The 12,133-nt window shown below is 69.0% G+C and carries 12 protein-coding genes; 11 read left to right on the top strand and 1 reads right to left on the bottom strand.

The genetic code is table 11. The features are described 5' to 3' along the window. Nucleotides 1–162 precede the first annotated feature (162 nt). The 11 genes from dapF (at nucleotide 163) to glcF (ending at nucleotide 11,723) form a co-directional block, all read left to right on the top strand. Nucleotides 163–1,062: a diaminopimelate epimerase gene (gene dapF / locus OXU43_06330; GenBank protein MDD9824769.1), complete on the top strand. Its 900-nt coding sequence runs from the start codon at nucleotides 163–165 to the stop codon at nucleotides 1,060–1,062. After that, on the top strand, nucleotides 1,059–1,772 hold the full coding sequence (locus OXU43_06325) for a DUF484 family protein (GenBank protein ID MDD9824768.1): 714 nt from the start codon (nucleotides 1,059–1,061) through the stop codon (nucleotides 1,770–1,772). The genes dapF and OXU43_06325 overlap by 4 nt, the downstream gene beginning before the upstream one ends. 7 nt (nucleotides 1,773–1,779) lie before the next feature. Continuing rightward, complete coding sequence (xerC, locus tag OXU43_06320; protein MDD9824767.1) at nucleotides 1,780–2,670, top strand: tyrosine recombinase XerC; 891 nt, start codon at nucleotides 1,780–1,782, stop codon at nucleotides 2,668–2,670. Between the two features lie 16 nt (nucleotides 2,671–2,686). After that, complete coding sequence (gene hslV, locus OXU43_06315) at nucleotides 2,687–3,250, top strand: ATP-dependent protease subunit HslV (protein ID MDD9824766.1); 564 nt, start codon at nucleotides 2,687–2,689, stop codon at nucleotides 3,248–3,250. Next, the gene (hslU, locus tag OXU43_06310) at nucleotides 3,202–4,587 is read left to right on the top strand and encodes an ATP-dependent protease ATPase subunit HslU (GenBank protein MDD9824765.1); all 1,386 of its coding nucleotides are present in this window, start codon (nucleotides 3,202–3,204) and stop codon (nucleotides 4,585–4,587) included. Before hslV ends, hslU begins: the two co-directional genes overlap by 49 nt. A gap of 71 nt (nucleotides 4,588–4,658) precedes the next feature. Next, complete coding sequence (locus tag OXU43_06305) at nucleotides 4,659–5,417, top strand: class I SAM-dependent methyltransferase (GenBank protein ID MDD9824764.1); 759 nt, start codon at nucleotides 4,659–4,661, stop codon at nucleotides 5,415–5,417. Continuing rightward, entirely contained in the window at nucleotides 5,417–6,103 is a 687-nt protein-coding gene (locus tag OXU43_06300) for an SCP2 sterol-binding domain-containing protein (GenBank protein ID MDD9824763.1), read from the top strand. Before OXU43_06305 ends, OXU43_06300 begins: the two co-directional genes overlap by 1 nt. Before the next feature lie 13 nt (nucleotides 6,104–6,116). Continuing rightward, nucleotides 6,117–7,796, top strand: a complete 1,680-nt coding sequence (gene ubiB / locus OXU43_06295; protein ID MDD9824762.1) for a ubiquinone biosynthesis regulatory protein kinase UbiB — start codon at nucleotides 6,117–6,119, stop codon at nucleotides 7,794–7,796. Nucleotides 7,797–7,811: 15 nt separating this feature from the next. After that, a complete protein-coding gene (locus OXU43_06290) occupies nucleotides 7,812–9,299 on the top strand; it encodes an FAD-binding protein (GenBank protein ID MDD9824761.1) in 1,488 nt (495 codons plus the stop codon). Between the two features lie 10 nt (nucleotides 9,300–9,309). Next, nucleotides 9,310–10,458 carry a glycolate oxidase subunit GlcE gene (gene glcE, locus OXU43_06285; GenBank protein ID MDD9824760.1) on the top strand — a complete coding sequence of 383 codons (1,149 nt, stop codon included), beginning with the start codon at nucleotides 9,310–9,312 and terminating at the stop codon, nucleotides 10,456–10,458. 14 nt (nucleotides 10,459–10,472) lie between these two features. Beyond that, nucleotides 10,473–11,723 carry a glycolate oxidase subunit GlcF gene (gene glcF / locus OXU43_06280; protein MDD9824759.1) on the top strand — a complete coding sequence of 417 codons (1,251 nt, stop codon included), beginning with the start codon at nucleotides 10,473–10,475 and terminating at the stop codon, nucleotides 11,721–11,723. 152 nt (nucleotides 11,724–11,875) lie between these two features. Here the strand turns inward: glcF and OXU43_06275 are convergent. Further along, on the bottom strand, nucleotides 11,876–12,133 hold a 258-nt coding region (locus OXU43_06275; GenBank protein MDD9824758.1), incomplete at its 5' end, for an NYN domain-containing protein.

Here is a 12,133-nt window from a genome sequence, read left to right as displayed (position 1 = left end):
AGTGGGGCGGCAGCCGGCTCCAGGGGGGAGTGATGGGAACAATGAGGCGCAGGCTTGCCCCTGGCTTGTCTTTACCGCATTAACGGGGGCAGAAGTCTAACCTCCATCAGCAGGAGGGGTTTCGGAATTTTTTGTCAAAAGCATTTACAATCGGACGGGATCATGGCCGGCAGGGAAATCGCTTTTTGCAAGATGCAGGCGCTGGGCAACGACTTCGTCGTCGTGGATGCGCGCAACGGCGAAGCGCCGCTCTCGCCGGAGGACATTCGGCGGCTGGCCGACCGGCGCCTGGGCGTGGGCTGCGACCAGGTGCTGATCCTGCGCCCGCCGGGCGCCTCGGAAACGAACGCCCCCGACGCGGACGCCCCGGCGCCGGACGCCCGCCTGGAGATCTTCAACGCCGACGGCGGCCCGGCGGAGCAATGCGGCAACGGCGTGCGCTGCATCGGGCGCTACCTGGCGGACGGCAATCCCGCCGGGCCCAAGTCCCGGTCCATAGTCTCCTGCGCCGGCGGCCAGGTCGAGCTGTTCGCGCAGCAGGGAGGGGAGGTGCGCGCCAATATGGGCACGCCCTCTTTCGACCCCGCCCGAATCCCTATGACGACCCCGCCCGCGACAGACCCCGCGGCAAAGCCCGGCGATGGCGAGGCGCACGAGGCCCGGACGCCCGCGGGCCGGTTCCGCTTTACCGCCCTTTCCCTGGGCAACCCGCATGCGGTCATCCGGGTGGCGGACGTGCGCGCGGCGCCGGTGGCGGAGGCGGGCGCCGCCCTGGGCGGCGACCCGCGCTTTCCGCGGGGCGTCAACGTGGGCTTTATGCAGGTCCTGGACCGGCGCCATGTGCTCCTGCGCGTTTACGAGCGGGGCGCGGGCGAAACCCCGGCCTGCGGCACGGGCGCATGTGCGGCGGCGGTTGCCGGCAGGTATAATCGCTGGCTGGACGATGACGTGCGGGTACAATTCCCGGAAGGCGCGTTGCGGGTGGAGTGGCCGGGAGCGGAACACGGCGTATGGATGACCGGCCCCGCCGACCTGGTGTTCAAGGGAAGGATCGAACTATGACCGAGCAGGCAGGAAAGAAAAAGACGCCCCCGGCGCCGCTGGCCGCCGAGGAAATCGCCGCCTACCTGAAGCAGTCTCCCCATTTCTTCGACGCGCACCCGGAGCTGCTGAACGAAATCACCGTGGCTCACGATGCGGGCGCGGCCGTCTCCCTGATCGAGAAACAGGTGCAGTCGCTGAAGCAGGAGAACCGCAAACTGAAGGGGACGCTGCAGGAGCTGGTGCGCGTGGCCCGGGCGAACGAGCAGACCCTGGGCCGCCTGAGCAGGCTGACCGTGCACCTGCTGGGCACGGAAACCCTGGACGATCTGCTGGGCACCCTCTACGCCTCGCTGGCGCACGACTTCGAGGTGGATGTCGCCGCGGTGCGGCGGCTGGCGGCGGATACGGCGCAGTCCGAAACCGACGCGGACGAGGACCCCGCGACGGCGGCGAAACTGCAAGAACTGTTCCAGGAATTGCTGGAGCGCCCGCAGCTGCGCTGCGGGCGGCTGGAACCGGAACGCGCCCGACTCCTGTTCGGCGCCAAGGCAAAGGGGCTAAACTCTTTCGCCGTCGTTCCCCTGGGGGACGGGGGCTGGCAGGGGATGCTGTGCATGGGCAGCCGGGACGCGCACCGCTTCCCCGAGAGCAGCGGCGTCGAGCTGCTGAACCACCTGGGGGAGATCCTGAGCGCGCTGCTCGGCCCCCGGCTGCCGAAGAAGGACTGAAGACGCGATGGAAGCTGCCGCCCTGGCCCAAGTCCGGGACTACCTGGCAAGCATCCGCCACCTCTCGGACCATACCCGCAGGGAATACCGGCGCGACCTCTCGCGTCTGACCGGGCACTGCGACCGGAGCGGCAAAATGCGCTGGGGCGATTTGCTCCCGGAAGACATCCAGGCGCTGATCGTGTCCCTGCACCGGCGCGGCGCCGGCAGCCGCAGCATGCAGCGCCTGCTCTCCTCGGTGCGCTCTTTCTACCGCTTCCTGGAGCGGGTCGAGGCGGTCCCGGCAAGCCCGGTGCAAGGCATACAGATCCCCAGGACGCAGCGCAAACTCCCCGGGACCCTGGACGTGGACCAGGCCGCCGCCTTCGTGCGGGCGCCCGGGGACGGGACGCTGGCCGCGCGCGACCGGGCCATCGTCGAACTGATGTATTCTTCCGGGCTGCGCCTGTCGGAGACCGTAAGCCTGGACCTTGCCGACCTGGACCTCGATCAGTCCCTGGCACGGGTAAGCGGCAAGGGGAACAAGCAGCGCCAGGTGCCGATCGGGCGCCACGCGGCGCAGGCGCTGCGGGAATGGTTTTTGGCGCGCGGCGAGTTGGCTGCCCACGACGAACAGGCGGTATTCGTCGGCAAACGCGGCGGCCGGCTCGGTCCGCGCGCCATCCAACACCGCTTCCGCAAGCTGGCCCAGGCACAGGGGATCGGCAAGCGGGTGCATCCCCACATGCTGCGTCACTCCTTCGCCAGCCACCTGCTGGAGTCCAGCGGCGACTTGCGGGCCGTGCAGGAACTCCTGGGGCACTCCGACATCGGCACCACGCAGATCTACACGCACCTGGATTTTCAGCACCTGGCCAAGGTCTATGACCGGGCCCACCCCCGGGCGCGCAAGAGATGAAGACCCGGGACTGAGCATGGAGCGGCTGCGCTCGACCACCGTGCTCTGCGTTCGCGGCCCCAAGACCGTCGCCATGGGAGGGGACGGCCAGGTCACGCTGGGCAGCATGATCGTCAAAGGGGGGGCCAGCAAGATCCGCCGCCTGCACAACGACCGGGTGCTGGCGGGCTTCGCCGGCGGCGCGGCGGACGCCTTTACGCTGCTCGACCTGTTCGAGGGCAAACTGGACCGCAACCAGGGGCAACTGGAGCGCGCCGCCGTCGAACTGGCCAGAGAGTGGCGCACCAACAAGATGCTGCGGCCGCTGGAGGCGATGCTGTGCGTCGCCGACAAGGAAAAGACATTGATCGTTTCCGGCAACGGCGACGTCATCGAACCGGAGCACGGGATCGCCGCGATCGGCTCCGGCAGCGGTTACGCCGCGGCGGCGGCGCGGGCCCTGGCGGAGCAGGACAGGAACGACCCGCGGCGCATCGTGGAGCAGGCCCTGCGGATCGCGGCGGAGATCTGCATTTATACCAACAGCGAGATATGCGTAGAAGTACTGCCGAAACCGAAGGCGCGGACACGGCGCCGGTAGCGGAGCGCGCGGACGCGCTGACGCCCCGGCGCATCGTCGAGGAGCTGGACAAGTTTGTCGTGGGCCAGGATGCGGCCAAGCGGGCCGTCGCCGTCGCCCTGCGCAACCGCTGGCGGCGCGCCCACGCGGACCCGGACATCCGCGACGAGATCACGCCGAAAAACATACTGATGATCGGCCCCACCGGGGTCGGAAAAACCGAGATCGCCAGGCGCCTGGCACAGCTCACGAACGCCCCTTTCATCAAGGTGGAAGCGACCAAGTTCACCGAGGTGGGGTACGTGGGGCGGGACGTGGAGTCCATCATCCGCGACCTCACCGATATCTCCGTGAAGCTGCTGCGCGAACGGGAAATGCGGCAGGTCAGGGAGCGGGCGGCGCGGGAGGCGGAGCGGCGGGTGCTGGAGATCATACTGCCCGGGATGGGGCACGACCGTCCGCAGGCGGCGGACGGCGCCGCCTCCGGGACCCGGGAACGCTTTCGCCAGCAGCTGCGCGACGGCAGGCTCGACGAACGGGAGATCGAGGTGGAACTGGAGGCGCCCACGATGGGAGTGGAGATCATGTCGCCGCCGGGCATGGAGGAGATGACCGGCCAGTTGCAGAGCGTCTTCGAGAATCTGGCCAGCACCCGCAAGAGGACGCGCACGCTGAAAGTGCGGGATGCCATGAAGCTGATCGCCGAGGAAGAGGCGCGCAAGATGATTGACGAGGACGAGGTCAAAACGCAGGCGGTAAGGAATGTCGAACAAAACGGGCTGGTGTTCCTGGACGAGATTGACAAGACCGTCTCTCACACCGGGCACGGGGCGGAGGTCTCCCGCGAGGGGGTGCAGCGCGACCTGCTGCCCCTGGTGGAGGGCTGCACGGTGACCACCAAGTACGGGATCGTGCGCACGGACCACATCCTGTTCATCGGTTCCGGCTCCTTTCATGCGAGCAAGCCGGCCGACCTGATCCCGGAATTGCAGGGACGCTTCCCCATCCGCGTCGAGCTGTCCTCGCTCACCGCGGCCGACTTCGAGAGGATCCTGGTCGAGCCGGATTATTCCCTGACCCGGCAGTACCAGGCGCTGCTGCGCACCGAGGGGATCCGGCTGGAGTTCGGCGCCGACGCGGTGCGGCACATCGCCGAGGCGGCCTGGCGGGTCAACGATCAGACGGAGAATATCGGGGCGCGGCGCCTGCAAACGGTGATGGAACGGCTGCTGGAAGAATTGCTGTTCTCCGCCTCCGAGACAGACCAGCGCAAAAAGATTTTGATTGACAAGAAGTATGTGGCCGGCCGGCTCGACGACCTCATCGAGAGCGCCGACCGCAGCCGTTACATCCTGTAGCGAAGGACCGGGTGCAGGAGCGGCAACAGGAGAGCACGGGGACGCCGGACGGGGAAGGGGGCCGCGGCGGCATGGACAACGCGGACGGCGCCGAGCGCGTGGACTACGGCTACCAACAAGTCTCCGCGGCGGAGAAGCGGCGGCGCGTCGGACAAGTTTTCGCCTCTGTCGCGCCGCGCTACGACCTGATGAACGACCTGATGTCCTTCGGCCTGCACCGGGCCTGGAAGCGCTTTGCCGTAGCGATCGCCGCCCTGCGCCCAGGGGAACGGGTGCTGGACGCGGCCGGCGGCACGGGCGACCTGTCCCGCCTGTGTCTGCCCCGGGTCGGAGAGCGGGGGCAGGTGGTGCTGCTGGATGCCAGCGACGCAATGCTGCGCAAGGCGCGCGAGCGCTGCCTGGACCGGGGCATCGTCGAGGGGATTCGGTACGTGCGGGGCGACGCGGAGCGCCCGCCGTTCCGGGAAGAGTCTTTCGATTGCATTCTGGTCGCCTTCGGGATGCGCAACTTGGCGAACCGGGAGGCGGGCCTGCGCAACATGCGCAAGGGACTGCGCCGCGGCGGCCGGCTGATCGCGCTCGAGTTTTCCCGCCCGGTGACGGCAACGCTGCGGCGCCTGCACCGGCATTACTGCCTGCGCTTCCTGCCGTTCCTGGGCGAGAAGGTGCTGGGGGACGCCGCCAGCTACCGGTACCTCGCGGAGTCGGTTCTGGTCTATCCGGAGCAACGGCGGATCGCGCGGGACATGCGCGAGGCCGGCTACCGCGAGGTGGAGTATTACAACCTGTGCGGAGGCATCGTGGCGGCGCACCGGGGGTACCGACTCTGATGCCGGACGCTATGGCGGTCGCTTTGCTGGAAGGGCTGCTCAACCGCGCCTTGCGGCTGGACCGGGAAGCGGCGGAGGAACTGCGCGCCCTGACCGGCAAGACGGTGCGGGTCGAACTCGAAGACGTGGGCCTGCGCTTCACGCTGCGCATCGAGGATACGGAGCTGCGCCTGTTCCCGCCGGTGCGGGAGGAGGAAGCGGACCTGTCCATGCGCTTCGCCGCCGGCGCGCTGGCCGCGTGGCTGGCCGCCGGCGCCGGCGGCACGGTCCCGGGTATGCAACTGCGCGGCAGCGTCGAACTGGCCGGGCAACTGCAAGGACTCTGCCGCCGCTACGAACCGGACCTGGAAGAGCCCCTCTCCGGGCTGGTCGGCGACTGGGCCGCGTACCGCGCCGTCCGCGCCGGGAAAGGGACGCTGCGAGGCGCGCGCGAACTCCTGTCCCGGCTGTCGTACAGCATGCGCGAATACCTGGTGCACGAACGGGGAGTGCTGCTGGACCCGGGCAACGCCGAGCGCTTCGTCCGGGATACGGACCGGTTGCGCGATGCCGTGGAGGGCCTCGCAGCGCGGCTGGACCGTCTGGAGGCGGCGGCGGCCGAACGCCGGGAAGCCGGGCGCCGGGAAGCCGGGCGCCCCAAGCGCCCGCCGTCCCGCCCGGCGTCCGGGAAACGGCGGCGGCAATGAACGCGCCGATACAATGAACGCGCTGATCCAGGGCTGCCGGTACTTCTTCCGGCTGCTGTACGTACAGCGGCTGCTGGTGCGCCAGGGGCTGGACGAGATCCTGCTCGCCATACCGGTGCTGCGCAGGTTCTCCTTCGCGCGCGCCCTGTTCCCCTGGAACTGGCGGCGGCGGCCGTACGCCGGCAGCCGCGGCGAACGGCTGCGCGGCTTCCTGGAAGAGCTGGGGCCCATCTACGTCAAGCTGGGCCAAATCCTCTCCACGAGGAGAGACCTGCTGCCCGGCGACATCGCCGAAGAACTGGCGAAACTGCAAGACCGGGTGCCGCCCTTCCCCAGCGCCCAGGCCCGCAAGATCATAGAAGCCGAATACGGCAAGGGCCTGGAGGAGATATTCGCCGACTTCCAGGACCAGCCGCTCGCCTCCGCCTCGATCGCCCAGGTGCACACCGCCGTCACGAAGGACGGGCGGGAAGTCGTCGTCAAGGTGGTGCGCCCCGCGATCCGCGCCCGCATCGAGACGGACCTGCGCTTCATGTATCTGATCGCCCGCTTCCTGGAGCGCTACTGGGGAGACGCCAAGCGCCTGAAGCCGTACAACGTAGTGCGGGAACTGCACCGGCACCTGATTGACGAACTGGACCTGATGCGCGAGGCCGCGAACGCCTCCCAGCTGCGCCGCAATTTCCTGGACTCGGAATTGCTGTACGTCCCCTACGTGGTATGGGAGCTGACCACCTCGAACGTGATGGTAATGGAACGCATATCGGGGATCCCCATCGGCGACCGGGAACAGTTGCGGGCGGCGGGCATAGACCTGCGGCGCGTCGCCGAGCAGGGAGTGGAAATGTTCTTCACCCAGGTATTCCGGGACAGTTTTTTCCACGCCGATCTGCACCCGGGCAATATCTTCGTGCTGCCGGGGGCGGACGACAGGTTCCGTTTCGCGCTGGTGGACTTCGGGATCATGAGCTCCCTGAGCGAGGGCGATCTGCGCTACCTGGCCGGGAACTGCATGGCCTTTTTGGACCGCGACTACCAGCGCATCGCGCGCCTGCACGTGGAGTCGGGATGGGTGCCGCAGGATACCCGCATAGACGCCTTCGAGTCCGCCGTGCGCACCGTCTGCGAACCGATGCTCGGCCGGCCGGTGCGGGAGATCTCCTTCGGCCAGCTGCTGCTGCGCCTGTTCCAGACCGCCCGTCGCTTCAACATGGAGATCCTGCCGCAGTTGCTGCTGCTGCAAAAGACCATCGTCAATGTCGAGGGCCTGGGCCGCTACCTGTACCCGAACCTGAACATGTGGGACATCGTGCGCCCCATGCTGGAGCGGTGGATGCGGGAGCGGATGGGCCTGCGGCGCGCGACCCGCGACCTGCGCCGCAACATGCCGCTGTGGCTGGAACGCCTGCCCGACATCCCGATACGGGCGATGAACATCGTCAACCGCCTGGACCGCGGCGCCCTGGAAGTGGTGGACCGTTCGCGCAACACGGAACGAATCGTCGCGCATATGGAGCGCAGCCAGCGGGCAACGCGGCGCCTGGGATGCGGGCTGGCCCTGCTGGTGCTCGCGTTCTTCTCCCTGGCCGCCGACGATGACGGCTTCCGGCGCGCCCTGGCGAACCCCTGGACCGCGGCCCTGCTGGCGGCGGCGGGAACGGCGCTGATCGCAAGCGGCAGGCGCGGCGCCTGAGCGGGGACGGCCGGCATGGCGCGCACGCCCGTCACGCCCTCCGCCGCGCCGCGGCGGCGGCGCCTGCTGGCGGAACTCGGCGCCATCCTGCCCGCCGAGGCCATCGTTCATGACCCGGCGGAACTGGGCCCCTACGAATGCGACGGACTGACCATGCACCGGCAGCTGCCGATGCTGGTCGCGCTGCCGACGGAATCCGGCCAGGTGCGGGACATCGTGCGCTTGTGCGCGCGCGAGGGCGTGCCGCTGGTGGCGCGCGGCGCCGGCACCAGCCTGTCGGGCGGCGCCATGCCGCTGGCCGACGGCATATTGCTTAACCTCAGCAAGATGAACCGCATCCTCGCTATAGACGCGGACAATCTCCAGGCAGTAGCGCAGCCGGGGGTTACCAACCTCGCGCTGTCCGAGGCGGCGGCGCCGCACGGCCTGTTCTACGCGCCCGACCCCTCCTCGCAGCAGGCCTGCTCCATCGGCGGCAACGTCGCCGAAAACGCCGGCGGCATCCATTGCCTCAAGTACGGGCTCACCGTGCACAACCTGCAACGATTGCAGGTGGTCGCAGCCGACGGCGCCGTACTGGAGATCGGCGCGCGGGCGCCCGACGCCCCGGGCTACGACCTCGCCGCGCTGCTGACCGGTTCCGAGGGCATGCTCGGCATCGTCGTCGAGGTCACCGTCAAACTGCTGCCGAAGATCGCGGCGGCGCGCCTCATGCTGGTCGCCTTCGGGGAGCTGGAAGACGCCTCCGGCGCGGTGGCCGACATCATCGCCGCGGGCATCGTCCCGGCCGGGCTCGAGATGCTGGACAATCCGGCCATCCGGGCCGTAGAGGCATTCGTTCATGCCGGCTACCCTACCGACGCCGCCGCCATCCTGCTCTGCGAACTGGACGGCGACCCGGCCGACATCGAGCGGCAATGCGCGGCCGTGCGCGAGATTTGCGGCGCGCGCCGCGCCCGCGGCATCGAGACCGCCGACGACGAAGCGCACCGGCAGCGCCTGTGGGCGGGCCGCAAGGCGTCTTTCCCGGCGGTGGGCCGTCTCGCCCCCGATTACTATTGCATGGACGGAACGATCCCCAGGCGCCGCCTCTCCGAGGTGCTGCGCCGGATCGCCCAGTTGTCGGAAAAATACGGCTTGGCCGTGGCCAACGTCTTCCACGCCGGCGACGGCAACCTGCACCCGCTGATCATGTACGACGCCAACAAGCCGGGAGAGGCGGGCCGGGTGGAGTCCTTCGGCGAGGAAATCCTGGCGGCCTGCGTGGCGGCGGGCGGCACCATCACCGGCGAACACGGCGTCGGCGTGGAAAAACTGAACTCCATGTGCGGGCAATTCACCCGCGCGGAACTGGAGCAGTTTCACCGCCTCAAGGCGGCATTCGACCCGGACGGCATACTCAATCCCGGCAAGGCGATCCCCACCCTGCGCCGGTGCGCCGAGTTGGGCGCCATGCACGTGCACGGGGGGCGCACCGCCCACCCGGAACTGCCGCGCTTCTGAGGATGTAAGGATGGCGCCGATCCCGAAACGGCGGCAACGCGACCGCGGCGGCGAATCGGGCCCCGCACGCGACCTCGGCGAGGCGACCGCCGAGCGGGTGCGTACCGCTTTCCGCGCCGGCACGCCGCTGCGGATCGTCGGCGGCGGCAGCAAGTCGTTCTACGGCGGGGCCTGCGCCGGCGAAACGCTGGCCATGCAGGCGCACGCCGGCATCCTCGACTACGAACCCAGCGAACTCTACCTGGAGGCGCGCGCCGGGACGCCGCTGCTGCTGATCGAGGAAACGCTGGCGGCAAAAGGCCAGATGCTGCCATTCGAGCCGCCGCACTTCGCCGGCGGGGCGACCCTGGGCGGCTGCATCGCCAGCGGCCTGTCCGGCCCCGGCAGGATATCCGGCGGCGCCGTTCGGGACGCGATGCTCGGCGTGCTGCTGGTCAACGGCAGGGGAGAACGGCTGCGCTTCGGAGGCCGCGTCATGAAGAACGTCGCGGGCTACGACATCAGCCGCCTGATGGCCGGTGCGCTGGGCACCCTCGGCATCCTGCTGGAGGCCACCGTCCGGCTGCTGCCGGTACCGGCCGCCCAGCTCTCCCTGGCCTTGGAAATGCCCCCGGAGACGGCGCTGGCGCAGCTGCGCCGGTGGCTGCGGCGCGGGCTGCCGCTGAGCGCCAGCTTCCACGACGGCGAACGACTATTCCTGCGGCTGTCCTCCGGCCCCGGCGGCGTCGCCGCGGCATGGCGCGCGATCGGCGGCGAGCGTTGCGACGACCAATCCCTGTGGCGGGACATACGCGATCAGCGCCGCGCCTTCTTCCGGGGCGCCGCCCCGCTGTGGCGCATCTCGCTGCCGCCCGCGAGCGCGCCGCTGCCCCTGCCCGGCCGCCAGGCATTCGAGTGGCACGGCGCCCTGCGCTGGGCCGCCACGGACGCGCCTGCCGCGACGGTGCGCGAACTCGCTGCCGGGCATGGCGGCCATGCCTGTCTGTTCCGCCCGCCGCCGTCGCCGAAACACGCCCCAGAACATGACCCAGAGCATGACCGGAAGCATGACCCGTTCCACCCCTTGCCGGAGGCGCTGCTCGCGTTGCACCGGCGGCTCAAACGGGCCTTCGACCCCGCCGGCATCCTGAACCCGGGCCGGCTTTATCCCGGGATGTAGCGCGCCGCCGCAGGATGCAGACCCGCCTGCCGCCAGAATTGTTGCGCAGCCGCGACGGCCGCGAGGCCGACCGCATCCTGCGCCAGTGCGTACACTGCGGTTTCTGCAACACGGACTGCCCCACCTACCGTCTGTTCGGCGACGAGCTGGACGGGCCGCGCGGGCGCATCTATCAGATCAAGCGCTTCCTCGAGGGCGAAGCGAGCGGCGCCGCCAACCTGCTGCGCCTGGACCGCTGCCTGAATTGCCGCGCCTGCGAAACGGCCTGCCCTTCGGGCGTAGAGTACTCGCGCCTGCTCGATCTGGCGCGACCGCGCATCGCGGCGCGCTACGGGCGCGCCCTCCCGGAACGGCTGAAGCGGCGCCTGGGCCTGGCCGTGCTGCCGCACAAGCGGCGGCTGGCGGCGGCGCTGGCGCTGGCGCGCCTGCTGCGCTTTGCCCTGCCCGCGAGACTGCGCCGCCGGCTCCCGCCGCGGCCGCCGCGGCCGCAAAGCGACGAGGGCGGCGCCGGGAGGAAGGAGAAAGCGCCGCCCGTCCGCCATGTGCGCCGGATGCTGATCCTGGAGGGTTGCGTACAATCCGTGACGGCCCCCGACATCAACCGGCACTGCCGTCGTCTGCTGGAGCGCATGGAGATCTCGTTGCTGGAGATCGAAGACGCCTGTTGCGGCGCGCTGGCGTACCACCTGGAGGACAAGGCGGCGGCGCGGGCGACGATGCGGCGCAATATAGACCGGCTGTGGCCGCAGCTGGAGCAAGGCGCCGAGGCGGTGGTAGGCACGGCCAGCGGCTGCGGCAGCATGATCAAGGAGTACGGCTACCTGTTGCGCGACGACCCGGCTTACGCCGCCAAGGCGCGGCGCGTCTCGGAGGCGTACCGGGACATCGCCGAAGTGCTGGCCGCCGCCCCCCCCGGCGCGCTGCGCGCCTGCAACACCCGCGCCGCCGTGCACATACCCTGCACCCTGCAGCACGGCCAGTCTGCCGCCATCGCGCGACTGCGGGCCACCTTGACCGCCGCCGGTCTGGACGCGCCCCTGGTAGAGGGCCCGTGCTGCGGCTCGGCCGGCTTCTATTCTCTGGCGCAGCCGCGCATCGCCGAGCGGCTCCTGCACGACAAGCTGCGCGAGCTGGCGCGACACCCCGCCGACGTGATCGCCACCGCCAACATCGGCTGCCAGCTGCACCTGCAAAGCGCCTCCGCCAAGCCGGTCCGGCACTGGACCGCCCTGCTGCGCGCAGACGCCTGGGACTCGCTCGCCTGAGACTCAATCAAATATGCGGGCGGGGTTGTCGGTCCAACGCTTCTTGTCCCCATCAGGAGCACTGTCACCACGTCATACTCTGCTCCAATCACCATAGAGAAACGCGCGATGAATCTGGGAAATAGTCCTTTACTCCCGGCCGGCCGGTTTGATTACCTCCATTCAGCAGGGCGGGTTAGTTTCGCGCCTTTTTTGCTTCTGACCATTTCCGGCAGTTGGGAAAGCCGGAATTTCTTTTCGCTGATACTGAACCACGCATCAGCAACCCTGCATAACTCATCGCTCTTTCGCCTGGGCGGGTTGGCTATAATTATTCTGGGGCAGGCATTTAATTCTTTCGCCATTTCAACCGCCGGAACAAGGTCGCTGTCACCGGAAACAATATAAATGCAGCCATATTTTCGATGGAA

The sequence above is a fragment of the Gammaproteobacteria bacterium genome, from assembly GCA_028817255.1.
GTDB classification, from domain to species: domain Bacteria; phylum Pseudomonadota; class Gammaproteobacteria; order Porifericomitales; family Porifericomitaceae; genus Porifericomes; species Porifericomes azotivorans.
The sequence above is the reverse complement of the archived record's forward strand: the minus strand, read 5'-3'. Positions and strand labels throughout refer to the sequence as shown.

Bases quoted from the DNA above. Each gene is read 5' to 3' on its own strand.
- dapF (MDD9824769.1), top strand. From the start codon at position 163: ATGGCCGGCAGGGAAATCGCTTTTTGCAAGATGCAGGCGCTGGGCAAC.
- OXU43_06325 (MDD9824768.1), top strand. From the start codon at position 1,059: ATGACCGAGCAGGCAGGAAAGAAAAAGACGCCCCCGGCGCCGCTGGCC.
- xerC (MDD9824767.1), top strand. From the start codon at position 1,780: ATGGAAGCTGCCGCCCTGGCCCAAGTCCGGGACTACCTGGCAAGCATC.
- hslV (MDD9824766.1), top strand. From the start codon at position 2,687: ATGGAGCGGCTGCGCTCGACCACCGTGCTCTGCGTTCGCGGCCCCAAG.
- hslU (MDD9824765.1), top strand. From the start codon at position 3,202: ATGCGTAGAAGTACTGCCGAAACCGAAGGCGCGGACACGGCGCCGGTA.
- OXU43_06305 (MDD9824764.1), top strand. From the start codon at position 4,659: ATGGACAACGCGGACGGCGCCGAGCGCGTGGACTACGGCTACCAACAA.
- OXU43_06300 (MDD9824763.1), top strand. From the start codon at position 5,417: ATGCCGGACGCTATGGCGGTCGCTTTGCTGGAAGGGCTGCTCAACCGC.
- ubiB (MDD9824762.1), top strand. From the start codon at position 6,117: ATGAACGCGCTGATCCAGGGCTGCCGGTACTTCTTCCGGCTGCTGTAC.
- OXU43_06290 (MDD9824761.1), top strand. From the start codon at position 7,812: ATGGCGCGCACGCCCGTCACGCCCTCCGCCGCGCCGCGGCGGCGGCGC.
- glcE (MDD9824760.1), top strand. From the start codon at position 9,310: ATGGCGCCGATCCCGAAACGGCGGCAACGCGACCGCGGCGGCGAATCG.
- glcF (MDD9824759.1), top strand. From the start codon at position 10,473: ATGCAGACCCGCCTGCCGCCAGAATTGTTGCGCAGCCGCGACGGCCGC.